Origin of the sequence: Zhongshania sp. (assembly GCF_047636175.1) — a bacterium.
Taxonomy (GTDB): Bacteria; Pseudomonadota; Gammaproteobacteria; order Pseudomonadales; family Spongiibacteraceae; genus Spongiibacter.
The window spans coordinates 24,883-49,397 of the sequence record NZ_JBLIKC010000001.1 but is presented as its reverse complement, the minus strand read 5'-3'; the positions used below and the strand labels follow the sequence as shown (position 1 = coordinate 49,397).

Sequence of the window (24,515 nt, the reverse complement as noted above, 5' to 3'; positions counted from 1 at the left end):
AAACTCAGCCGTGTTGTTGTGCAAAATCTTTCATGTAGGTAATCAAGGCGTCTACGGCTTCTTCCGGCACCGCGTTATAAACGCTGGCCCGCATACCACCCACAGAACGATGCCCTTTCAGATTCAGCAAACCAGCCTCTTCTGCACCAGCAAGAAACATCTTATCCAAACCGGCGTCAGCCAAAACGAAGGTGATATTCATCAATGAGCGGCTGGCAACTTCCACTGGATTGGTGTAAAAACCACTGTCATCAATGTAGCTATACAACTTTTTAGCTTTACGCCGGTTGATGACTTCCATTGCCTCTAGGCCACCTTTCGCCTTGAGCCACTTAAAGACTAAACCGGCCAAATACCACGCCCACGTTGGTGGCGTGTTGTACATAGAATCGTTATCGGCAGCCGTTTTATAATCCATCATGGCCGGTATAATCGGACTCGCCTTACCCAGCAAATCGTTGCGAACAATAACAATGGTCAAACCGGCAGGACCGATATTCTTTTGAGCACCGGCGTAAATAACGCCGAATTTACTCACATCAACAGGCCGCGACAAAATCGTCGATGACATATCGGCAACCAAAGGCACTTCACTCTCAGGCGTCCAGAAAAACTCGAGACCGCCAATCGTTTCATTGGGTGTGTAATGCAAATACGCCGCATCTTCGCTTAACTTCCAACTTTCAAAGGCGGGAATCGTAGAGAAGTTAGTGTCTTCAGAAGAGGCCACCACATTAACAGTGGCGTAGCGCTTAGCTTCTTTAATTGCTTTTTTAGACCACTCACCGGTGTTGACGTAATCAACAACCTTGCCCTCACCCATCAGGTTTAGCGGCACAGCAGCAAATTGACTACTGGCACCACCTTGTAAAAACAAGACTGAGTAATTGTCGGGAATGCCCATCAGTTCACGCAAATCAGCCTCTGCCTCTTTGGCAATACCAACCATTTCATCGGAGCGATGACTCATTTCCATGACCGACACACCCCGGTCCTGCCAATCTAGCAGTTGCTCACTTGCTTCTTTTAACACTGATTCAGGAATTGAAGCCGGGCCTGCACAAAAATTAAAACGACGCGCCATATTGAATCGCCACTCCGAAAGATTAAAGAATAAAAAAATAAACGGCGCCAGCGGCGCCGTTACCTATTTTACTTAGCTATAGATATCAGCAAAACAGAGCACGACTTACTCCTCGCCGCTATCGTCCGCTGGCGCTGCAGTATCATCGCCATCAGTGCTTGCGGCGGCTTCGCCGGCAATCACGTCTTCTGATGACGCTGACTCTGTATCTTCCTCGCCCTCCAACAATTTCTCGTCTTCTTCGTCAACACGCTGAACGCCTACCAAATGCTCGTCTTCTTTCAAACGAATAACTCGAACACCTTGGGTATTACGACTCAGGATCGACACTTCATCAGTACGCGTCCTTACCAGCGTACCTTGATCACTGATCAGCATCAGGTCATCACCTTCAAAAACCTGAACAGCACCTACCAATGAACCATTGCGTTCACTCATGGCCATCGCGATCACACCGCGGTTACCGCGACCTTTGGCAGGAAAATCATCAACCAGAGTCCGCTTACCATAGCCATTCGCCGAAACGGTCAGCACCCGACCACCTTCTTGCGGAATGATCATGGAAATTGCACGCTGACCTTCGTCCATACGAATACCGCGCACACCGCGAGCGGTTCGGCCCATGGCGCGCACATCTCGCTCCGCGAATCGAGCCGCTTTACCGGCGCTGGTCAGCAGTAAAATATCATTTTCACCGTTGGTTATGGCAGTGCCAATAAGGACGTCGCCCTCATCTAATTCTATTGCCCGCAAACCCACACTGCGCTGGCGAGAAAAGGCTTGCAAAGGCGTCTTTTTAACCGTGCCAAGGCCTGTTGCCATAAAGATGAAAAAGCCTTCGGTGTATTCATTGACCGGCAGAATGGAAGTAATACGTTCATTCGCATCCAAGGGCAATAAATTAACCATTGGCCGACCGCGAGCATTGCGACCTGCAACAGGAATCTGGTAAGCACGCAGCCAATACACTTTACCAATATTACTGAAACACAAAATGGTGGTATGGGTATTCACCACTAACAAATGCTCAACAAAATCTTCATCTTTTACCGACGTCGCCGACTTACCCATACCACCGCGACGCTGGGCCTGATAGGTATCCAAGGGCTGAGACTTGGCGTACCCACCATTAGAAATGGTAACGACACGGTCTTCTTCTGGAATCAAATCTTCGTGATTAAGATCGAGCTGCGAGGCCACGATCTCACTGCGACGTTCGTCGCCGTAATCGGCAACCACTTGCTCTAACTCACCACGGATAACGGCGATCAGAACATCAGGATTTGCCAAAATATTTAGGTATTCAGCAATTTCTAATAGGCGCTCTTGATACTCGCCCAATAATTTCTCGTGCTCAAGACCCGTCAGCTTTTGCAAGCGCAAATCAAGAATCGCCTGCACCTGCACTGGCGACAGATAATACTGACCATCGCGCATGCCGTATTGATCTTCAAGCTCATCTGGGCGGCACGCATTTTCCCCGGCGCGCTCCAGCATGCCGGCGACGTCACCCAACTTCCAAGGCCGCGAGATCAAACTCTCTCTGGCTTCCACGGTGGTTGCCGAGGCTTTAATCATTGTGATGATTTCGTCAATATTGGAGATCGCAATCGCCAATCCTTCCAACACGTGACCGCGCTCGCGGGCCTTACGCAGAAGATACACAGTACGACGAGTAACAACTTCACGGCGGTGACGAATAAAATATTCAATCAGCTGTTTGAGGTTCAAAATACGCGGCTGGTTATCTACCAAGGCCACAATATTGATACCAAATACGTTTTGCAGCTGGGTTTGCGCGTACAAATTATTCAGGATCACTTCGCCGCTTTCACCGCGCTTCATTTCGATCACCACGCGCATTCCATCTTTATCAGATTCGTCACGCAGCTCAGAAATACCTTCGATCTTCTTCTCCTTTACGAGCTCGGCGATTTTTTCGATCAACCGCGCCTTGTTTACCTGATAAGGCAGCTCATGGATAAGAATGGTCTCGCGATGGGTCTTTTCGTCGACAATTACTTCAGCCCGAGCCCGAATGTAAATACGGCCTCGACCCGTTCTATAAGCTTCAACAATGCCGGCGCGGCCATTAATAATCGCTGCCGTTGGGAAATCAGGGCCAGGAATGTGCTCCATCAGCTGATCAACAGTAATATCTGGATCATCCAACAAAGCCAAACAACCGCTAATGACTTCGGTCAAATTATGCGGCGGGATGTTCGTCGCCATACCCACGGCAATACCCGACGAGCCATTAATTAACAGTGCGGGAATTTTGGTTGGCATAACCGCGGGGATTTGCTCTGTGCCGTCGTAGTTAGGCACCCAATCGACAGTCTCTTTGTCGAGATCGGCAAGAATTTCGTGGGCAATTTTGCGCATACGAATTTCGGTATAACGCATAGCCGCCGCGTTATCGCCATCAATAGAACCGAAGTTACCCTGACCGTCGACCAGCATATAGCGCAAAGAAAAGGGCTGCGCCATCCTAACGATGGTGTCATAGACCGCAGAATCACCGTGGGGATGATATTTACCGATAACATCACCAACCACACGGGCGGATTTCTTATATCCTTTATTCCAGTCGTTACCTAGCTCGCTCATAGCGAACAATACGCGGCGATGAACAGGCTTTAGACCATCTCGGACATCGGGCAGCGCCCGACCTACGATGACGCTCATTGCATAATCAAGGTAGGACTGTTTGAGCTCGTCCTCAATGTTTACCGGCAGAATCTCTTTAGCTAAATCAGCCATGAACGGGGTAATTCCTTATTATGGATAGTCGTTACGTGGCAGTGTCGCCTCGAAATCGGCCTAATCCGGTATTTAACTGACCACTGCCACCGTCTTCGCTGACGGCGCAGCTAATCTAAGCGGAAAATAAAGGGGCGATCATAGCATAAATCCAAAGCCTGTAGACAGCTCAAAATCGCCGCAAATCAATGTGCTAAGGCAAGAAATCAACCCACAGCGGGCTCGTTAACAGGTATACTTGCGGCTTTGTGTAAATAGATACGGACAGCCCCATGCCTGCCCAAAGCCAACACCCCGTCGACACCCTGATATTTGCTCGCTGGATTATTCCCGTCGCGCCCAACTGCACGCCGCTTACAGACCATGCCCTAGCCATTCGCAACGGCGAAATTTATGCTCTATTACCGGCAGATGAGGCTGAGCGTTTAGAAGCCAGCGAGATCCTGCGGCTAGACAACCATGTACTTATGCCGGGCCTCATCAACGCCCACGGTCACGCCGCAATGAGTTTGTTTCGCGGCATGGCCGATGACAAACCATTATATACTTGGCTGAATGACCATATCTGGCCGGCGGAAGGCCGCTGGGTAGACGCCGCCTTTGTTCGCGACGGCTGTGAACTCGCCATTGCCGAAATGCTTCGCAGTGGCACCACCACATTTAGTGATATGTATTTTTTCCCTGAGGCCGCCGCGACGGTCATCCGCAAAGCCGGCATTCGTGCCCAGCTCAGCTTTCCTATATTCGATTTCCCCTGTGCCTGGGGTAGCGGCCCTGACGACTATTTACGCAAAGGTCTTGCCCTGCGAGACGAGCTTAAACACAGCAAGTTAATCACCGTCGCATTTGGACCTCACGCTCCCTATACCGTCGGCGATGAGACCATGCAACGCGTGGCCACCCTCGCCGCCGAAGCCGATGCCGCCATTCAGATTCACCTGCACGAAACCCAGCAAGAGATTGACGATGCCGTCGCCCAGTCAGGCAAGCGGCCGATACAGCGCTTGGCTGAACTCGGTTTATTGGGGCCCAAAACGCAATGCGTGCATCTTGCCGCATTAAATGATGATGATATTAAAACGCTTGCTAATTACGGCTGCCACGCAGTGCATTGCCCAGAATCTAATATGAAATTAGCCAGCGGGTTTTCGCCTGTTGAAAAAATGCGCAAGGCCGGCATTAACATTGCTATTGGCACCGACGGCGCCGCCAGCAATAACGATCTCGATCTATTTAGCGAAATGCGCAGCGCGGCGCTGCTGGGCAAGATCGTAGCCGGTGATGCCAGCGCACTACCCGACCACTACGCACTCACTATGGCAACATTAAATGGCGCAAAAGCTCTAGGCATTGATCATTTAGTGGGCAGCTTAGAAGTTGGCAAGCAAGCAGATCTGATCGCCATCGACTTATCAGACGTAGAACAGCAGCCGGTTTACAACCCGATATCTCAACTGGTCTACACCAATATCAGCCATCAGGTTCGCTATAGCTGGATAATGGGCCGCAAGGTGCTGGATAATGGCGAACTAACTACGCTAGACCGCCGAGACATTATTGCTCGAGCAGAACTCTGGCGCTCAAGAATTAGCGGAGAATAAAATGCAGCAAGCAGAATCGCAGACGCCTACCAGAAGTAATGTTGATCCGGCAGAAATTGCAAAATTTGAAGAGTTGGCCCATCGCTGGTGGGATCGCAATAGCGACTTCAAACCCCTACACGACATCAATCCACTGCGTGTAAATTACATAGACGAGCGTTCACCGCTGGCAGACCGCCGCGTGGTGGATATTGGCTGCGGTGGCGGCATTTTGTCAGAATCAATGTTTCAGCGTGGCGCAAGTGTCAAAGGCGTTGATATGGGCGAAGCCCCCCTCAGCGTCGCACGCCTGCATCAGCTAGAATCCGGCGCGGAAGTTGAGTACGCTCAAACGACCGCCGAAGAACTTGCAGAAAATGAAGCCGGCACTTACGACATCGTCACCTGCTTGGAAATGCTGGAACACGTCCCGGACCCCTCGTCTGTTATCCGCGCCTGCGCGGCCCTGTGTAAACCAGGCGGCGACCTTTACTTCTCGACCATCAATCGCAACCCCAAAGCCTTTGTTTTTGCGATAGTCGGCGCCGAATATTTACTCAAAATGCTTCCCAAAGGTACTCACGACTTTAGCCGCTTTATTCGGCCCGCTGAATTAGGCAATTGGATTCGTGATGCTGGCTTGCAGATGCAGCACATGACCGGCCTTACGTACAATCCATTACTCCGCAAATATCGCTTAAACGATAATGATGTTGACGTAAATTATATGATTCACGTAAAGAAGCCGCTCTGATGCTACACGCAGTATTATTTGACCTAGACGGCACGCTGCTCGATACAGCCACAGACTTCACTGCGGTGTTAAACGGCATGCTCGACGAACACAAGCGTCCGCAGCAAAGCTACGACGCCGTGCGCCAATGCGTTTCAGATGGCGCCCGCGCGGTGGTTGGCCTGGGGTTTGACCAAGCCCAAGAAAGCGATGACTTTGCTCTATTACTGAGTGAATTTCTCGATCGATATCTAGCCCAAGTGTCGATAAGTACCACCCTATTCCCCGGTATGGCAGAGGTGCTCATTCATATTGAGTCACTGAATTTAAAGTGGGGCATCGTCACCAATAAGCCCTCGCGCTATACCGAACCCTTGCTGGCCGCCATGCAACTATCGGCGCGCTGCGGCACGACCATTTGTCCAGAACATGTAACGCACAGCAAGCCCCACCCAGAACCCATTTATTTGGCCTGCAAAGAACTCGACTGCCGGCCAGCGAATACCATCTACGTGGGTGATCACCGGCGCGATATCGAGGCCGGCCACAACGCGAGTATGCGCACCGTTGCCTGCCGTTACGGCTATATTTCACGAGACGATAGTGCCGACAACTGGGGCGCGAGCTTTATTGTTGACACCCCCACCGACCTCATTCCACTGATTAGTCGATTACAGCAGTCATAAACCTGAGGATCCGACGTGCCTTTAACGCTCCCGCAAGACTTTATCGCCGGCCCAAAATGCCTGCAGGGCAAAATTATTCTAGTTACTGGAGCCGGCGACGGCATCGGCCGCGCCGCAGCACTGAGCTATGCCCAACATGGCGCTACCGTCATTCTACTGGGCCGCACCACCGATAAACTCGAAGCGATTTACGACGAAATTGAAGCCGCTGGCTGTCCCCAAGCCGCAATATATCCGCTACATCTGCGCGGTGCGGTAATGAAAGATTACGAAGACCTGGCAAATACCATTGAACGCGAGTTCGGACACCTCGATGGATTACTGCACAACGCCAGCATACTCGGACAGCGCAGAACCTTGGCGCAAACCAACGTAGAAAGCTGGGATGATGTCTTACACGTTAATTTAACGGCGCCATTTATGATGACCCAAGCATTATTACCAATGCTTGCAGCGGCACCAAACGCGTCCGTCATTCTGACGTCCTCCGGCGTTGGTCGCAAAGGCCGGGCTTTCTGGGGAGCTTATGCGGTGTCAAAATTTGGCACCGAAGGAATGATGCAAGTCCTAGCCGATGAAGAGTTCGACCTATACAAAACCCGCGTCAACAGCATAAACCCCGGCGCTACCCAAACCGGCATGCGACGCACCGCTTACCCCGGTGAGAACCCGCAAGACAACCCGCTTCCAGACGCTATTATGCCGCTATACCTTTATTTAATGAGCGAAGACAGTCTTGCGGTAAACGGCCAGCAGTTTGACGCGCAAGCTAAGTGATATCAGATTTTACGCGCCTTAATTAGGGCGCCCTTCCGTTTTAGCACTGCGAACATCTGCAAGCACCCTCTGAGTAGAGTTAGCTGAAAAGAATAGCGAGAGCGCCTTCCAAACAAATGTATAGCCCCCAGCAATGAGCTCGCCTACCCCGAACTGGGGCACTCTTTAATAGCATCAACACTTAAAACGGCTTAATCCCGCAGCGCACCCTGCATGGCTTCAATTTGCTGCCGGTAGCCTTCGCTCTCGTCAGGCGTCACTGGCAAGCCTAGGCGCTCAAATGCACTAACAGTCGACCAATCCACGCTTGCCAGCGGATGCTCTGCACCTAAATAGCTATGTAAATTAGCCACCGTCACCAAATCCACATAATCGCCCTTAGGTGCTTCACGGTCAAAATCCATATGCTGCAGGGGTACAATCACCAACTCTTCGGCGAACCCCCAAGCCTCGAGAATACGACTCCCGATCTCGGGACTCAGGCTAATTAAGATTTGATCAAGCAAATCGGGATGATCCCGTAAAAAGCCCCTGCCAACGGCGTAATTCAGTACCGGCAAGGTGCCCACCTGATGAACAATACCCGCTAGGGTCGCCATTTCTGGTTTAAGGTGGCTCTGCGACTTAGCAAGGGTATTACAAATCGCTGCCACATCGGTGCTATGCACCCAAATGGCACGCATTCGCTGATTAAGCGCTTCTTTAGTCGACAAAAATATCTGCTGCATCGCCAAGGTTGTGACCAATGTACTTGTATAGCCAAGACCGATTCGACCGATCGCCGACTTAACGTCGTGAATAGGCTGAAAGCCCCTCAATAATGAGCTATTGGAAATACGTAAAATTCGGGTTGCGATAGAGCTATCATTTTCGATAATGGTTGCCAGCATTCCGACATTAACATCGGGGTCGATAGCCGCTTGTCGAATTTCTAATGCTACTTCAGGTAAAGTCGGCAGAACAATCGAGTCGCTCTCAATCGCCGCCAACAAATCAAGCCTAACCTGTTCGATTAAGGGGTTACTTAATGACACATCTCTTCGCTCACTAATGCACGTAATGAGAGATTAGCAGAAGAAACACCAAGTCATCAGTGCTAAAAATACTTATGCGCTGAACGCAAAAATACCGAGGCAGATCAATATCACCTCAGCACTTCTCAACAGCGCTTTTGACAAGCGCCTTAAAGAGGGTAAAGCCCTAAGTCAAAATTTAAGCAACCGTCGCTTGCGCAGCTGCAATCGCGCTTGCAGCATCGCAACTATATCCCTGCTCGCTCATTGCCGCAGCCAGAGCAGTCAGCAGCAAAGTGATGTTTTCCATTCTTGCGCTATATCCCATCAAACCAATTCGCCATACTTTACCAGCGAGAACACCTAGGCCAGCGCCAATTTCCAAGTCATAATTGGCTAGCAGATATTGACGTGTTTTTGCGTCATCAATACCCTCAGGAATATAAATAGTATTGAGCTGCGGCAGGCGCTGCCCTGCCGGCACCACAAATTGAATCCCTAAAGAGTCTAAACCCGCAGCCAATGCAGTGTGCATCGCCGCGTGACGCTGCCAAGCATTTTCTAAGCCCTCTTCCTGCAACATCACCAATGATTCGTGCAAACCGTAAAGTGCGTTCACTGGAGCCGTGTGATGATAAGCTCGCTTGCCGCCTTCGCCCCAGTAGCCCAAGATAAGATTCATATCTAAAAACCAGCTTTGAACTGGATGTTTACGCGTTTTTATTACTGCCACCGCAGCGTCACTAAAGGTGACCGGCGACAAACCTGGAGTGCAAGACAAACACTTCTGGCTACCCGAATACGCCGCGTCCGCCCCCCATTCATCAACCAGCAATGGCACACCACCCATCGACGTGACTGCGTCAACGATACTCAAGACCTGATATTTTTTAGCCAAACCACAAAGCGTCTGCGCATCACTAAGCGCACCGGTAGAGGTTTCGGCGTGAACAAACGCCAAAATCTTAATGTCGTCATGCTCTTTTAACACCGCTTCAACCGCAACTGGATCAACTGCTGTTCCCCAAGGGAAATCAAGGCGTATTGCCGTGGCACCACAACGCGTGGCGTTTTCAATCATTCGAGTGCCAAACACCCCATTGACGCAGACCAGCACTTTATCGCCAGGCTCAATAAGGTTTACAAAACAGGCTTCCATACCGGCAGAACCCGGCGCCGAAATCGGCAGGGTCAGTTCGTTGCTGGTTTGAAACGCATATTTAAGCAGCGTTTTTGTCTCATCCATCATTCCAATAAACAAAGGGTCGAGATGACCCAAGGTTGGCCGCCCAAGGGCATCAAGGATACGAGGGTGCACATCGGAAGGACCCGGGCCCATCAAGGTACGAACTGGGGGATGAAAAGAAGAAATTACCATAATAAAAGCTCACAAATCTGCCGCAGGGGCCCAAATAAACGCAGCAATATTAAACAGGGCCAATAAAGTTGAGGGCGATTATACCTGAATACTGCGCAGTGTTAGAAACCCCATTCATAGCGCCTTACTAGCGGCAAACTCAGATAGCGGCAGACATTCAAAGTGATCTATAAATCCGCGCAGTAGGCGGTAATGCTCATACTGAAAATCTTTAACTTGCTCACACCGGAGACGAGCCTCTTGCAAGTCTATTGGCACTGGCACGTCGGCTTCACTTTTGGCTTGTTCCGATAAGCGCTGAAGATTAGCGTCCCAACTATAGCTGCCGTAATGCCGCCAATCATGAATTAGATGCCATTCACCGAAGCCAGATTCATTTTGCTCATAAATCAATACTGGCTCGTCAAACGGCCAAGATACATAAAGGTAGGCAGCAAACGCCGCCTTGGCTCGCAGATTAAAGTCTGCTAGCTCGACACCCGTCAGTCCTTGTAGGCACACCGGCATACCACCGCTTATGATACAGGCGCTGCACTCGCAGCTCTCGCCATCCGCCAGCACACCCAGCTGCACAAGACACACACCAGACTCTGCAGCAAGCGCCAAAATACGGGTTTTAGCGTGTTTGCGGTCACGAAAGACAGCGAGAGACTCTTGGGTCATAGTAATATTGGCAGGCAGGCCAGAACGCAAACGCAGCTGCATGCCACCATTATCACCTTCAATAAAGCGCACGCAGCAAGGTCTACCTGTGGCCTTCGCACGGCGCTGCATTTCTGGCTGTTCAGCGCGCAAGGCGCGACTTAAATAAAGCCCGGCAGACAGCGCTCCCGACAGCATCTGCCATTGAACGCCGCACACCCTGCGCGCCAGCTTAGTCGCTTTACTATCTTCAGTACTATTGGTGAAATGGCTGAGCACCTGTTCTTGTAGGGATTCAGCACTCCCTAAATACAGCAACTCCCCAGTCTCACCGAGTAAGCGATAAATACCCGGCTGACATGGAATAGCATCAATATCCTTTTGAGAAATAGATGGTGGCAGCACCGGCAAACCCAGTTGTAAGCCGACCTCAAAATTAAAAACCGCCTCGCCCCTGTCCGCTCGCGCGTAATCAAGAAACGCCTTCATGGCATCTACATCGGCCATGGCGCGGTGATGCACCTCCGAGTAAAAACCAATACGATGACAAATAGCCTCTAAGCCGTGTTTCGGCCAGTCTGGATATAAAACCCGCGCCAGCTTTAAAGTACACAACACCTGCGGTTGATACTCGCGACCAACCCGCGAATAATTTACCCGCAAAAAACCCGCGTCAAAGCGCGCGTTATGGGCAACTAACACCGCATTATCGAGATAAGTCCAAAGCTCGGCTTGCACAGCATTAAACGTCGGTTTATCTTTAAGTATTGACGGAGAAATACCAGTCAGACCCTGAATAAAACTGGGCACCGCACAACGAGGATTAAGCAGCGACTGCCAGCTAGAGTCGACACTATCACCAACTAGGCGAACTGCGACCTCCATAATTTCATCATGGGCGGGTTGCCCGCCTGTTGTTTCAAGATCCACCAAGGCAAAAAGTACACCGTTCAGCATTAAAAACTCCGGGATTGATGACCATGCTCTCTACAAACCAGCGAACCAAGCATCTAATCCCCCTTCAGCAGCGTAATAAAGGGCTATTATGAGTAATCATAGGGACACTCACCAGCATTGAAACAACCAGTGATGGCGACAGCCGTGTTGGTGCAGTTAAAATCACTCCCTGCGGCATCAGAAAATGCAGAATGGAAAGACCTACACTGCGATTTACTGTTCAAAATCAAAAAACGGAGCTTTAGTTATGCGCCAAATTTCGACTTTTCTACTTCTCTGTATTGCACTGACGTCGATGGCAAAAGCCACTGACAGCAACTGGCAATGTCCAGAAAACTTAAAGCAAACTCGCCCCACCTTGGAAGCAGGCACTCTCGATTTATGTGAAACTGTAAAAAGTGCAAAAGTAGTGCTCGTGGTAAATACCGCTAGTATGTGCGGATTCGCACCACAATTCGAAGGCTTAGAAGCCTTGTATAAGGAATTTAAAGATCAGGGCCTATTAGTACTCGGTGTACCCACTGCAGACTTTGGTGGCCAAGAATACGATGACGCCAAAAAAATCTCAAAAGTCTGCCACGCCAATTACGGGGTCAGTTTTCCTGTCTTTCACAAATCCTGTATTAAATGCGATACCCCTGACCCACTGCTTAAACTAGTCGCAGATACCAGTGGCACTGCCCCCAAATGGAATTTTTATAAATATGTATTCGATCCCGCTACAGGTCAGTCAGAAAGCTTCAACTCTATGACAACGCCGGATGCGAGCTCATTGCGCGACGCAATAACAACACGGCTTTAATGCGCGTAACCCAGCCCACCCTTATGACCAGCCAAAAGGGCATCATTAGACACTGTCTAGCTGCCGCCACGTGTTTATTACTACTGCAAGGCTGCTCAGATACCAGTGGGCTAGAGTCCAGTTGGCAGGATTATCTGTCTAGGCTGAGTCGAGTGCTCGACCGAGATATCAGTCGCGACCCCGATGACAATGTATTGCAGTTCCCGCGCACCCGCGAAGTTGCAATGACTTTTGCACCAAGTAATATCGATATATTAGATTTCTTACGTATGCGCCGCTGCGTCTTGCGAGACACCATTGCCGAACGCAATAGCATCCTCGGCAGACACGGTGATGAGAGCGCCAAATTACTTTTTGATTTGCGCTTTTTGGGTGAAGCTCGCGAATGTATTCAATTACTTAAAGAAGAAGGTAACGATAGCTTAGCCTCGCAGCTCAGCGTCGCCGTAGCGCTAAAACAGCAAGAACTACCCGGTCGCATCTTTGCTGCCGGAATCGCTGGTGATGAGTTTCGGGAGTTTTGGCAAATGCCACCAGATTTACGTAACTACCCTACTGACGGAGAAGACCCCAGTATTGCCGCACTAGCGCGCTGGCAACGCTGGCAATACCAGTGGCTCGCCGGAAACTGGGAGCACAACGCCAACGATGTGCTAACAACCTTAGGCGAGATACGTATGGGCGGTGGCGGATCGTTACTCAAAGCAGAAGACCTGAATACCCGTGAATTGCGCGCCTCTGCTAAGCTTATTGATCAGCGAATATCGGGGCGTGCACTTTGCTTGAAGCCATCGCCAACAACATCGGCACAGCAATTTCGCAACGTGCTCGGCAAATATTTTATTGGAGTTATACAGCCGCAGGCGAGCCTGATAAACCAGCATAAATATGGTCTGATGAATAATATTGATGCTATTGAAAGCGAGTTGTTTTCAGCGATGGCCGCGCAGAGGACTGAAGTGCCATTGGCTTACCTTGACTGGCATAGCCAGCGTACTAAACTGCTTGCCAACGCCACCGTTGCACATCAGCGCCACGTTAAACTTGCCGGCGAACTCCTAAGTCAATGCGGACTATCACCCGGCAGCAATGATAGTCCCTAGCCAGGATGATCAACGTCGATATTTTTCCATGCGGCGAAAAAAAACCTCCATAACCGGATCGTTTAGTCCGTCACCGAGACACAGATCTTCCAATACCGAATCAATACTAGGGTTATCATTTACCTCAATGACTACCACACGATTATCAGACTGTTTGACGCCTACCCCGTAAAAGCTACTCCGGACCCTCCTACCCAGTCATTACCGTTAATCGGCCAATACTCGAGATTGATGGTCCAATTAGATCTTGCCAGCGTAAAGATTTTCGTCACAAATGACTGTGGCACCCGAGGTAAACTAAATTTAGAGGTTATAGAAATGAACATTACCACAAAATTCTTAACGTCAATTACATTGTTCAGCTTCCTATCGAGTGCGGCGGCTGTGAATGCCGGTCATCATGCAGCGGAAGAAGCTGTTACAACCCCTAATATCGTAGAAGTCGCGGCTAGCAATACCGATTTCTCAACACTGGTAGCGGCAGTTCTGGCTGCTGATTTGGCAGATACACTGTCTGGTGAAGGGCCCTACACAGTATTTGCTCCAACTAACGAGGCGTTTGCCAAGCTGCCAGATGGAACCGTAGCGATGCTGCTTTTGCCGGAGAATAAAGACAAGCTGGTTGCCATCCTTACCTATCACGTAGTCGCCGGTGATGTCACTGCTGCAGAGGTCGTAAAGCTCACCGAAGTGACCACCCTGCAAGGCCAAACAGCTGCAATAGTCGTTACAGCGGCCGGCGTTACAATCAATGGAGCTAACGTAATCATCACCGATATTGATGCCTCTAATGGCGTAGTTCATGTTATCGACACAGTGATGATCCCCCCCTCTGAGTAATTCCTCCAAACCACAGGCTGCGCCCAAAGCGAAGCCTGTCAAAGAGTGCTTAGAGTAAAACTGTTGGCAATTAGGCAGTGACTCGAACCCTCCGTGCGTCATCGTATACACGCTTCCCGTGCTCGAGCCTTCAACAACTCGAGCACGTCACCATCAGGGCGTGCGGCACGCTTGCCACTTTCCGACAGCGCAAAATTTACTCGTTAACCCGCCTAGCTATTTGCTGCCTGTTGAGTCGAGTTAATGGCTGAGGGGTGCTGTCCGTGCGGTGAAACAGGCCAATATCGAGTCCGCCACGACGAATGTAGAACGCTTGGATATCAAAAATATCGACATCACATCGCATAACGATATCGATAATCATGGGTTCTAAACCCTGTTCATGAAATCTCTGATGCTCATGGTGGGTGATGATATCCTGCAGTAATGCAGCCCTGCCCCCCGATAGTGCAACCATCGGCAGTCCAATCGGGTTGACCCGTGACTGGGCGCAATGAACGTATCACGCGACTGTACAGCACCTCTTCCACGATACTGCCTGACTCCAACGCTAACTGTATAGCATCCGGCTCATCGCGCCGCAGCTCAATAGTGTATTCATCAAGATACTCTCCGGACAGTGTCATCCCCCGCCAGCCCCCGGCCATCGACTGCATACAGGGTTAAAGCCATATCTGGCCAGCCACCGACATGGTGTCTATCGTAATAGTACCCCGCGTGTATTCACCGCAACTAAAATGACAGTTATCGAGTGCGTTCAGATACGACTTAAATGATTTGGATTCAATGATGTTAGATGACTTAGCGAGCACACTATAACGTCCTACCCGCACCTATCAATTTACAGGCCTTAACTGCAACATCTAACACCTTCTTTGGTGCCTCCCATGTTGGCGTAGTATAAAAGCCACCAGCCTCGCTATTGCCGACGAACTTCTATGCCAATGCGGACTATCACCCGGCAGCGAAGATAGTCCCTAGCCAATAATCTCAACGTCGACGTTTTTCCATGCGGCGTAAAAAAACCTCCATAACCGATTCGTAAAGTCCGTCGCCAAGAAATAGGTCTTCCACTCCAGAATCAATACTGGGGTTGTCGTTTACCTCGATGATCACCACACGATTATCAGACTGCTTAACGTCTACCCCGTAAAAGCCATCACCTATCAATTTACAGGCCTTAACTGCAACATCTAAGACCTTCTTTGGTACCTCGTAGGTTGGCATGGTGTCAAAGCCGCCAGACTGGCTTTTACTACTACTGTGCTTATAGATCTGCCAATGATTGCGCACCATATAATAACGACAGGCAAACAGCGGCTTACCGTCGAGTACGCCAATTCGCCAATCGTAATCGGTATACATAAACTCCTGAGCAAGCAGCAGGGCCGATTTATCCAGCAAGCGCCGACTTTCAGTAACTAAGCTTTCCCAGTCCTCCACCTTCACCACACCGCGAGAAAATGATCCGTCGGGCACCTTGAGGACAATTGGGTAGCCAAACGTGTTGGCGATACGCTGCAGCTCCTCAGGATTATCACGCCGCAAAAACTCCGTGCGAGGCGTCGCTACTTTATGACTGCTCAGTAAATCGGCGAGATAAATTTTATTGGTACAGCGCAAAATAGACGTCGGATCATCCATCACAACCAAACCTTCTGCGGCCGCTTTTTTTGCGAACCGATAGGTGTGGTGATCCACCGAGGTGGTCTCACGAATAAATAGGCCGTCATATTCTGGCAATCGCAGATAGTCCCTCTTAGTAATCAGCTCCGCAGAGATACCTAAGCTTGCAGCCGCCTTGGTAAATTTACGCAGTGCACCCTTGTCACTCGGTGGCAACTTCTCGTCGGGATCAACCAGTATGGCCAAATCATAGCGGAAGCTTTTTCTCGCCTTCGGCTTGCGCCACATCTTGCTACTGAAACGTTCAAACGTTGCGGCAAACGCCTCTTGCTCACCGCCGAGCTTCAGGGATTTGAGCGCTATCATTTGCAGCTTTTTAATCTGCCAGCGGTGTTTATATTCTAGGGTGATTTCAATGAGTGGCGACGGGAAGCGCTCGAACACCGCCTTTACAATGGCTGCGTATTCCGGTGCCAAGCACTCTCCAAACCAGCTTCTGATACTAACGCTGTCACCAGGTTCAGCAGCAGCTAATTTAGCCAATAATGGCTCAACGCCTTCTAACAAAATATCTGACAGGGATTTACGGCCCAGCTCGCTAAGGGTATTCACTGACGGCAGCACATTGTGGCTGCGAGCCTCTGCCAATAGCGAGCAATAGTAACCGGTGCCTAAATATCGATAACTTCGGCACAGATTAATCACTCGTACCCGCTCGCCACTGCTCTGCGTTACCCGTTCAAGATAGTCGTCAAAGGTAACTACATCCTGCGACGGATAGTAAGGTGACCAATCTTTTAGATCATCAACCACAACAAAAAAACGCGACATCAGTCAAATCCTAAGGGGGCAAACAATAACCGGCATTCTGCGGCCAATTTATACCGTTAACAATATGCTATTTGTGATTGTGCACAGTAAATATTGCGCAGTATGATCCATGCTTTAGCGGGGGGTATTAGGACCATGCATTCAGCATCATCAAGCGACGGCGGCAACATCGCAGCGACGACATTCGTGATTTTTATCACTACCAATGGCAAGCGTATTGCCCAGCCTTGCGTTGCCGTCTGATGAACCTCATTCGCGCCGCTCTCAAGAACGATCTAGATACCCTAGAAGCCATAGAACAGCGCTGTTTTAGCGGCGACAAACTCTCGCGAAGAAGTTTTAATAGCTTAATCAAACCCGGCGCCCATTCAAGCTCCATCATACTGAATAACAACATTCCATGTGGCTACAGCATTGTGTTGTTCCGAACCGGCACCAGTCTGGCCAGATTATATTCAGTAGCTTTGGATCCCGACTTTCGCGGCAGAGGGCTCGCCCAAGAACTCATTGCCCACGCAGAAGCTCAGGCTCGCCAACGCGACTGCCTATTTATGCGGCTAGAAGTCCGCGTAGACAACCCAACTGCTATCGCGCTTTACGAAAAATTAGGCTATTTGTCCTTCGATCATATTAAAGACTATTACGAAGATGGCTGCACCGCCCTCCGTTTTGAAAAACGACTGCATGCCCAAAGAGGCTCGCTGATTACTGAACCGCCGATCTATTATCGGCAAACCACCGAATTCACCTGCGGACCGGCAGCGCTGATGATGGCGATGCGCAATATAGACGAAAAATACCCGATTAGCCGTCGCGAAGAACTGCAAATATGGCGAGAAGCTACAACAATATTCATGACCACGGGGCATGGTGGCTGCTCACCCCAAGGACTCACCCTCGCCGCCCTAAGGCGTGGTTTTGCGGCGCGCTTATATATAAACCGCAGCGGCACACCGTTTATTGATAGCGTACGCAGCGAAGAAAAACGCCAAGTTATCGACGTTGTACATCAAGATTTTAGCGAGCAACTTCAAGACTACCCCGGCAGTGCAGAGATTAACGCTCTAGGGCCGGGACAGTTTCGCGAGATTCTGGATCGTCACGATCATGTTATTGCCCTTATCAGTACGTGGGCCCTCAACCGCAACCGGGCTCCGCACTGGGTGTACGTCAGCAAGTCAGACCAACACTTTGTGTATATTAGCGACCCCGACACTAACGACAGCCGCTGGCAGAGTGAAACTGACTTTATGCATGTCCCGATCAGCATCAATGCCTTCATTAATATGGCAAGCTTCGGACGTAACCGCCTGCGCTGCCTGCTGGCCATCCACACGCAAAATTCAGAGTAGATTGCTGCATATGAGTGATAAACTAAATCTTCAATATCAAGAGTCTCTCAAGCAGCTTTCCGAGTCGCTAATTGCTATTCAAAAACCCATTCTTATTCTTGATGCTATTAAATGGCCGCAATCCATAGAGCAGCAGTTTTTCCGCGATAAGGCAGAAAAATTGCCCGCCGTTGATCGCGACTATTATCTACGCAATCCTCTCAATTTTGACCCTGCCGCTAAAAGCGCCGAGCTCTCTAAATTACACCGGCAAGTTGAGCAACGCCTGGGCAAAAATGACCCCCTCGGCAATATACTGGCCGAAACGATCGAGCAGTATCTCACTGTGATTAAATTGGTCGAAAACCGTGGCAAGCCTGAATTTTTGAAAGCCAGCAGAGACCTCTACGGTTCAGCCCGAGATCATTTACGAGGCGACAACCTCACCCTGATCGAAATGGGTCAGCGCCTTTGCCATATTTTCTCATTGCCGGCGGCTAAACATCTGGCGGCAGCCTACCCGAAAAATATAAGCGCCGAAGCCGCCGTCGAACAATTACAGCAACGTCTAAAGCCTTATTTTGCCGAGAGTGCCTTTACGGTGAGAGAAACTGACGGTATCGTCTCCGACGCTTCCGCGGGAGGCGATTGCATCAAGGTTAATACCCACTCATCGTTTTCCAGTCTCGACTTGCAGGTATTAGAAGTCCACGAGGGATGGGTTCACGTTGGTACCACCCTAAACGGCCGCAACCAACCTTGGGCGACTTGGCTGAGTGTAGGTTCGCCTAGAATCACTGCCCTTCAAGAAGGTCTAGCGGTATTGATTGAAACCCTAACCTTCAGTTCCTTTCCTGAACGCGCACGGCGGATAAGCGACCGTGTCGTGGCCATTGATATGGCTGAAAATGGCGCGGATTTTTTAGATGTCTACCGACACTTTTTAGCCCAAGACTTAAGTCAGCACGACAGCTATAAAATTGCTCAGCGTGTTTTTCGCGGCGGCATGGTGGAGGGTGGCAGTTGTTTTACCAAAGATCTTTCTTATGTAAAGGGATTTGTTGAAACCGTAAACTTTATCCGCAGTGCTATTTTAGCAGACAAGCCAGAACTTCTACCCATGCTGTTTGTGGGTAAGGTCGCTCTAGACGACATTCCTGTGCTCCATCAATATCAACAGGCTGGTTTAATAAAAGCACCACGCTATTTACCGCCGATGTTCCGCGATCTAAATGGCCTATATGTGTGGTTTGGTTTTTCTAGCGGTATGTCGCTTTTAGACATAGAGCGGGTTCAGCTACATTTTAAAAACTTATTCGAGCAAAATATCGTCATAGCCTAACGCAATAAAGACAAAGGCGACCGGAATCGGCTTTGTCTTTAATTTTTTGACCCCCAGACTGGGATATCACTTAACATTTTAGTGCAAAAACACAAATTTCTATTTAACTGCAATGTACTATTTTACCGCGTAAACGTGTTTATCTAGCCGTCTGCTCGCTGATTGTGAGCAAAGCGCACTGAGGAAGCGCGCTTATTAGGCCAGTTTTTATCAGCCGTAAATACAAAGATAGGCACTATTAACCGCAACCTGCAAATCAAAATGACTGTTAGCTGGCACATCAAATCCTTGGCTCGCTGCAAACGTCTGCCATTCAGTTTGACCCGGCAAGAGCACAGTCAAGGCGCCGCTTATAACTTCCATACGCTCTGCCGCTTCTGTCCCAAAACGATACTCACCCGCTGACATCACCCCAACAGAGGCGGGATTGGTGTCTGTCGCGAACCCTAGCGACTGGACCTTTTCATCAAAATAACTACTGTGCTTAATCATAAACGTTTCCTAAAGGTATAAAAATCCGCGCCATCATACTTGGCCGTTACAAGGTACACCAGCGCCCTTAACCATTCTGTGGCTGCGGCAGTCGCCCTTGATGATCTCGGCCAAGATACATATACATTGCCGGCACCACAAACAAGGTAAATAGCGTGCCTATACTCATGCCGGATGCGATAACCATACCAAGGGAGAAGCGTGATGCCGCGCCAGGGCCTGTCGCGATCAATAATGGCACCATAGCCACGACCAAAGCAGCGGTTGTCATCAAAATCGGGCGCAGGCGAATCGAGGCAGCTTCTTCAATAGCATCGCGCTTAGACATGCCCTGCTCCTGCATAATATTTGCAAAATCCACAATCAATATACCGTGCTTAGAAATAACCCCAATTAAGGTCACCAAGCCAACCTGAGTGTAGATATTCAAGGTCATGCCAGAAAAACTGGTGATCTGCATACCATTGGTCATCGAAAAAATATTCAGCGCTAATAAGGCACCGCAGATAGACATGGGCACAGTAACTAAAATAATCAGCGGATCACGATAAGATTCAAACTGCGCCGCCAAGACCAAATAGATAATAATTAATGCAAAGCCAAAGGTCGCCAGCAGTGCAGAGCCCTCCTGCTTAAACTGCCGCGAACTGCCAGCGTAATCGATTTTAAAACCCACCGGCATTTCTTCACGAGCAATATCCTCGAGTAAGGCTAAAGCTTCGCCCTGCGAAACATCCGGCCGCGGCACCGCAACAATGGTATTGGAGCGCAACTGCTGAGCATGCGATAAAAACCGCGGTGTAACTTTTTTACTAATCGTTGCAATAGTTGACAGCGGCACTAAATCTCCGCTCCCGGTGCGCACATAAAAATCACCTAATTGATCTGGGTTTAACCTAGCATCCCTAACAACTTTGGTAATGACTTTGTAAGACCGGCCCTGAAGTTCAAATCGATTCACTTCAGCACCAGCCATCAATGAGGCCAAATCTGAACTTAATGCACTCATATCAATATCGAGCAGAGCCGCTTTGTCGCGATTAATATCAATGACCGCCTCTGGTCGATCAATATTCAAACCTGGCGCCGCAAAAAAGAAGCGATTGCTCGCCAGCGCTCTCGCCACCACTCTATTGCCAACATCGGCAATTGTTTGCGGGTCGGCTGTCGATTTCAGTACAAACTCAATGGGGTAGCCCTGGCCGGGCGTTGGCAACGGTGGCGGTTGAAATATCGCCGCTCTAATTCCAGCAATTTTTTGGAATTCGGCATTTACCTCGTTAGTAATCTGCCCCATGATTTTTTCTCGATCATCCCAACCCTTCGCTATCATCCCCAAGAATGCGGTATTTGTCCCGCCGCCCTGATTAATAGTAAACGCGAAAATGTGCTCAATAGACTCATTGGCCAAGGCCATCTCTTGACTCTGTTGAAAATACTGCTCGAAATACTCCGGCGATGAATAACCATCAGTTTCGTGCAAAGATCCTGCATAACCGAAGTCTTCTGCAGGAGCCAATTCCGACGGGATAGCAACAAACAAAAAATAACAGGAAATAAAAACAATCAGTCCAAAAATCCCAATCACATGACGCTGATTTAAAGCGCCGTGTAAATTCTGGCGATATACCTGCCGCAAACGCTCAAATTTTTGATCAAGGAAATGTACTAGCCGACTACTCGACGCCTCACCTTGCGACGGTTTTAAAATTTTCGCACACATCATTGGTGTTAAGGTCAGCGCAATCACGCCTGATATCAATACCGCGCCAGCTAAGGTAAAGGCAAACTCAGTAAATAGCGTGCCGGTTATTCCGGTCAAAAAACCAATAGGAGCATAAACGGCAACTAGGGTGATCGTCATCGAAATAACTGGGCCAACCAACTCGCGCGCACCAATCAACGCCGCCTTTTCAGGCTCCAAGCCTTCTTCGATGTGGCGATGGATATTTTCTAAAACGATAATGGCGTCATCAACCACCATACCAATAGCCAAAACCATCGCCAACAGTGTCAGCAGGTTTATCGAAAAGCCCATGCTGTACATTAGGAATAGGGCGCCGATCAATGATAGCGGAACCGTGACCGCAGGGATTAATGAACTGCGCACTGAACCAAGAAATAAAAATATCACCACAATAACGATAACAACTGCTTCGACCAAAGTTGCTCTTACATCACTTATTGCACTGCTAACATAGACCGTACTATCAAAGCCGATTGCCCCCTCAAGCCCTTCTGGTAGCGCTTTAAATATAGCCGGAAGAACAGCCCTCACCTCGCTCATTACGTCCAGTAAATTCGCATTCTGGCGCACAGTTAAGCCTACAAACAGGCTGGGCTTACCATCCCACTTAGCGCTGCTACCGTAAGTTTCTGAGCCTAAAATAACATTGGCAACATCCTGCAGACGCACCAAAGTATCGTCGTTTGAACTCACCACCATTTGGCGAAATTGCTCGGCGTTTTGCAGGCCTGTTGCTGCTGACAAACCAACTTTTACATAATTACCGTTAGTTACACCGACAGCCGATAGGACATTCTGCTTACGTATTTCATTAAATACCTCACTAGCAGTTAAATTGTATGCCACCAGCTTTTCTGGCTTTAGCCACACCCGCATTGCGTAGTTTTGGGCACCGAGGATTATTACCTGTTCAATACCGGCAATGGCAGCAATTTCCGGCTCGACAACCCGCCCCAAATAGTCGGTAATCTGACTCTCATTAAGGATGTCTGAGGAAAATGAAATATACATCGCCGCAGTGCCGCTGCTATCCGCGAGTTGAATAATAGGATCTTCCGATCCCTCTGGTAATTGATTGCGAAGCTTACCTACTTTTGCCGATATTTCGGTTAGTGCTTCATTGGCATTTTTATCTAACCGCAAGTTTGCAGTGATAGTTGAACTACCCTGAGCAGATTGCGACGTTAAGAAATCGATACCGTCGGCAGAGGCAATTTCACGCTCCAAGGGCGTCGTTACAAAACCTTCAACTAAATGGGGGTCTGCGCCTGGATACGCCACTGAAACGGTTATTTGGACATTTTGTAATTCTGGATACTCGCGCACGGTCAAATCCATGCCCGCACGCAAACCCAAGAACAAAATAATTAAACTAACGACAACGGCTAGAACCGGCCGCCTTATAAAAATATCAGTGAAATTCATCGCTTCTCTCAGCTAAATCTCGCGAATGGTTGCCGGATCGCTGTGGTGCCTTATACACCACATTGACTATTACTATCATCCCTGAGGGGGATTTGGATTTAGTTCCGGCATTGGCGCGTTGCTATTATCGATAATAACTGGCTGCTTATTGCGCAGCTTAAGCAATCCAGTGCTGGCTAGTTCATCACCGGCATTCAAGCCTTTACTGACAGCAATATAGTCACCTCTGGTATCTCCCAAGGTAACAAAACGCTGAATCACTTCCAGACTCGTGCGGGCACCGACTTTCGGGGTCGACGAGTCTGGCGGTGGCCCTGCGTCAGGGTTATTCTGGACTACAAATACTGAGTCACCATAGGAGGTATAGTTAACCGCCGAATGCGGAATCACCACCACCGCATCGCTTGTTGGCAAATTAATAACAACGCTCGCGAATAAGCCCGGCTTCAAATGACCACCTGGATTTACCAAGCGTGCTCGCACATCAACATTGCGGGTTTGCGGATCAACCTTGGGCTCAACCGCCAGTACAATACCGTCATAGACCTCGTCACCGAAGGCATCGACTGTCACCGACACTTTGAGATCGGCTTCCAAAATCGACAAATACCGCTCCGGTATACTGAAATCAACATCAATAGGATCAAGTTTTTGCAAGGTCACAATAGCTACCCCAACCCCAAGATACTGACCCACATTGACACGGCGAAGACCTAATTTACCGTCGAAAGGCGCTTTCACGGATTTCTGTTGCAAACGACCTTGTTGAGCCTGCACCGCCGCCAGCGCAACATTGGTTTCAGCGACAGCGGTATCGTATTCAGACTTTGAGATTGTTTTGCGGTCGAATAGCTGTTGGCTTCGTCTGCGATTCAGCTCTGTTAGCTTCGCCTGAGCCTCCAATCGCTTTAACTCACCTTGCTCACTAGCGGAGGCCATGCTTAATAGTAACTCACCGCGCTTTACGGTATCGCCTGAGTCGAAATAAATTGCAGTAACAACGCCGTCCACTTCAGCCGTTAGGTCAGCGCCGTTAACGGCCACCAAGCTACCGACAGATTCAAGACGATTGTCCCAAATCATCGCTTCTGCCTTAGTACTCGCCACCGTCACCGCTGGCGTTGGCATCGCATTCAAAAACTCATTCATTTTCTGGTTGCCAAACCACTTCATGCCAAACACGCCGCCAAACAAGGCCGTGCTAAGCAACAGCATTATCAACATCCGTCTGCTCATGATACTTCCCTATGGAACTCGAAGATTAAATTATGAAACTAACGCTATGCTCAACATTGCGTCTATGTCAGCCCTATTAATCTAAAAATGAATAAAAACGTGAACTTAGGCGTTCTATGACTGGCTG

General features: G+C 49.4%; 20 protein-coding genes. 9 read left to right on the top strand and 11 right to left on the bottom strand.

The features are described from left to right. Positions 1–4 precede the first annotated feature (4 nt). Together serC and gyrA are read right to left on the bottom strand one after the other, a co-directional pair. Positions 5–1,084, bottom strand: a complete 1,080-nt coding sequence (gene serC / locus ACI955_RS00215) for a 3-phosphoserine/phosphohydroxythreonine transaminase (protein ID WP_415241725.1) — start codon at positions 1,082–1,084, stop codon at positions 5–7. Positions 1,085–1,189: 105 nt separating this feature from the next. Further along, positions 1,190–3,847: a DNA gyrase subunit A gene (gene gyrA / locus ACI955_RS00210; RefSeq protein ID WP_415241724.1), complete on the bottom strand. Its 2,658-nt coding sequence runs from the start codon at positions 3,845–3,847 to the stop codon at positions 1,190–1,192. A 272-nt stretch (positions 3,848–4,119) separates the two neighbouring features. Between gyrA and ACI955_RS00205 the strand changes: the two genes are divergently transcribed. The 4 genes from ACI955_RS00205 to ACI955_RS00190 are packed head-to-tail and all read left to right on the top strand — an operon-like array spanning position 4,120 to position 7,623. After that, on the top strand, positions 4,120–5,448 hold the full coding sequence (locus ACI955_RS00205) for a TRZ/ATZ family hydrolase (protein ID WP_415241723.1): 1,329 nt from the start codon (positions 4,120–4,122) through the stop codon (positions 5,446–5,448). Position 5,449: 1 nt separating this feature from the next. Further along, the gene (gene ubiG, locus ACI955_RS00200) at positions 5,450–6,181 is read left to right on the top strand and encodes a bifunctional 2-polyprenyl-6-hydroxyphenol methylase/3-demethylubiquinol 3-O-methyltransferase UbiG (RefSeq protein ID WP_415241722.1); all 732 of its coding nucleotides are present in this window, start codon (positions 5,450–5,452) and stop codon (positions 6,179–6,181) included. Next, positions 6,181–6,846, top strand: coding sequence for an HAD-IA family hydrolase (locus ACI955_RS00195; protein WP_415241721.1), 666 nt, complete (start codon positions 6,181–6,183; stop codon positions 6,844–6,846). Before ubiG ends, ACI955_RS00195 begins: the two co-directional genes overlap by 1 nt. 15 nt (positions 6,847–6,861) lie before the next feature. Next, on the top strand, positions 6,862–7,623 hold the full coding sequence (locus ACI955_RS00190; protein WP_415241720.1) for a YciK family oxidoreductase: 762 nt from the start codon (positions 6,862–6,864) through the stop codon (positions 7,621–7,623). Positions 7,624–7,814: 191 nt separating this feature from the next. On the opposite strand, the gene ACI955_RS00185 is transcribed toward ACI955_RS00190, so the two are convergent. From ACI955_RS00185 to ACI955_RS00175, 3 genes are all read right to left on the bottom strand, one after another. Next, entirely contained in the window at positions 7,815–8,657 is an 843-nt protein-coding gene (locus tag ACI955_RS00185; protein WP_415241719.1) for an HDOD domain-containing protein, read from the bottom strand. A gap of 178 nt (positions 8,658–8,835) precedes the next feature. Then, entirely contained in the window at positions 8,836–10,014 is a 1,179-nt protein-coding gene (locus tag ACI955_RS00180; RefSeq protein ID WP_415241718.1) for a pyridoxal-phosphate-dependent aminotransferase family protein, read from the bottom strand. A 114-nt stretch (positions 10,015–10,128) separates the two neighbouring features. Further along, a complete protein-coding gene (locus ACI955_RS00175; protein WP_415241717.1) occupies positions 10,129–11,613 on the bottom strand; it encodes an exonuclease domain-containing protein in 1,485 nt (494 codons plus the stop codon). Positions 11,614–11,860: 247 nt separating this feature from the next. Here ACI955_RS00175 and ACI955_RS00170 point away from each other — a divergent pair, with 247 nt between their 5' ends. The 3 genes from ACI955_RS00170 to ACI955_RS00160 all read left to right on the top strand — a co-directional run bounded on the left by ACI955_RS00170 (position 11,861) and on the right by ACI955_RS00160 (position 14,358). After that, the gene (locus tag ACI955_RS00170) at positions 11,861–12,415 is read left to right on the top strand and encodes a glutathione peroxidase (protein ID WP_415241716.1); all 555 of its coding nucleotides are present in this window, start codon (positions 11,861–11,863) and stop codon (positions 12,413–12,415) included. A gap of 23 nt (positions 12,416–12,438) precedes the next feature. Continuing rightward, positions 12,439–13,518: a DUF3080 family protein gene (locus ACI955_RS00165; RefSeq protein ID WP_415241715.1), complete on the top strand. Its 1,080-nt coding sequence runs from the start codon at positions 12,439–12,441 to the stop codon at positions 13,516–13,518. A gap of 318 nt (positions 13,519–13,836) precedes the next feature. Next, a complete protein-coding gene (locus tag ACI955_RS00160; RefSeq protein ID WP_415241714.1) occupies positions 13,837–14,358 on the top strand; it encodes a fasciclin domain-containing protein in 522 nt (173 codons plus the stop codon). Positions 14,359–14,554: 196 nt separating this feature from the next. Here ACI955_RS00160 and ACI955_RS00155 read toward each other — a convergent pair whose 3' ends face one another. The 3 genes from ACI955_RS00155 to ACI955_RS00145 all read right to left on the bottom strand — a co-directional run bounded on the left by ACI955_RS00155 (position 14,555) and on the right by ACI955_RS00145 (position 16,815). Beyond that, positions 14,555–14,815 (bottom strand): hypothetical protein, encoded by a 261-nt coding sequence (locus ACI955_RS00155; protein ID WP_415241713.1) that lies wholly within the window; start codon positions 14,813–14,815, stop codon positions 14,555–14,557. Between the two features lie 205 nt (positions 14,816–15,020). Next, a complete protein-coding gene (locus ACI955_RS00150; protein WP_415241712.1) occupies positions 15,021–15,191 on the bottom strand; it encodes a hypothetical protein in 171 nt (56 codons plus the stop codon). Between the two features lie 157 nt (positions 15,192–15,348). Then, positions 15,349–16,815, bottom strand: a complete 1,467-nt coding sequence (locus tag ACI955_RS00145; protein ID WP_415241711.1) for a RimK family protein — start codon at positions 16,813–16,815, stop codon at positions 15,349–15,351. A 242-nt stretch (positions 16,816–17,057) separates the two neighbouring features. Between ACI955_RS00145 and ACI955_RS00140 the strand changes: the two genes are divergently transcribed. Next, positions 17,058–18,167 carry a GNAT family N-acetyltransferase/peptidase C39 family protein gene (locus ACI955_RS00140; RefSeq protein WP_415241710.1) on the top strand — a complete coding sequence of 370 codons (1,110 nt, stop codon included), beginning with the start codon at positions 17,058–17,060 and terminating at the stop codon, positions 18,165–18,167. A gap of 10 nt (positions 18,168–18,177) precedes the next feature. Continuing rightward, entirely contained in the window at positions 18,178–19,488 is a 1,311-nt protein-coding gene (locus tag ACI955_RS00135; RefSeq protein WP_415241709.1) for a flavohemoglobin expression-modulating QEGLA motif protein, read from the top strand. A 210-nt stretch (positions 19,489–19,698) separates the two neighbouring features. Here ACI955_RS00135 and ACI955_RS00130 read toward each other — a convergent pair whose 3' ends face one another. The 3 genes from ACI955_RS00130 to ACI955_RS00120 all read right to left on the bottom strand — a co-directional run bounded on the left by ACI955_RS00130 (position 19,699) and on the right by ACI955_RS00120 (position 24,388). Beyond that, the gene (locus tag ACI955_RS00130) at positions 19,699–19,980 is read right to left on the bottom strand and encodes a pyrimidine/purine nucleoside phosphorylase (protein WP_415241708.1); all 282 of its coding nucleotides are present in this window, start codon (positions 19,978–19,980) and stop codon (positions 19,699–19,701) included. Positions 19,981–20,047: 67 nt separating this feature from the next. Further along, entirely contained in the window at positions 20,048–23,152 is a 3,105-nt protein-coding gene (locus ACI955_RS00125) for an efflux RND transporter permease subunit (protein ID WP_415241707.1), read from the bottom strand. Positions 23,153–23,227: 75 nt separating this feature from the next. Next, positions 23,228–24,388, bottom strand: a complete 1,161-nt coding sequence (locus ACI955_RS00120) for an efflux RND transporter periplasmic adaptor subunit (RefSeq protein ID WP_415241706.1) — start codon at positions 24,386–24,388, stop codon at positions 23,228–23,230. Positions 24,389–24,515: the final 127 nt, after the last annotated feature.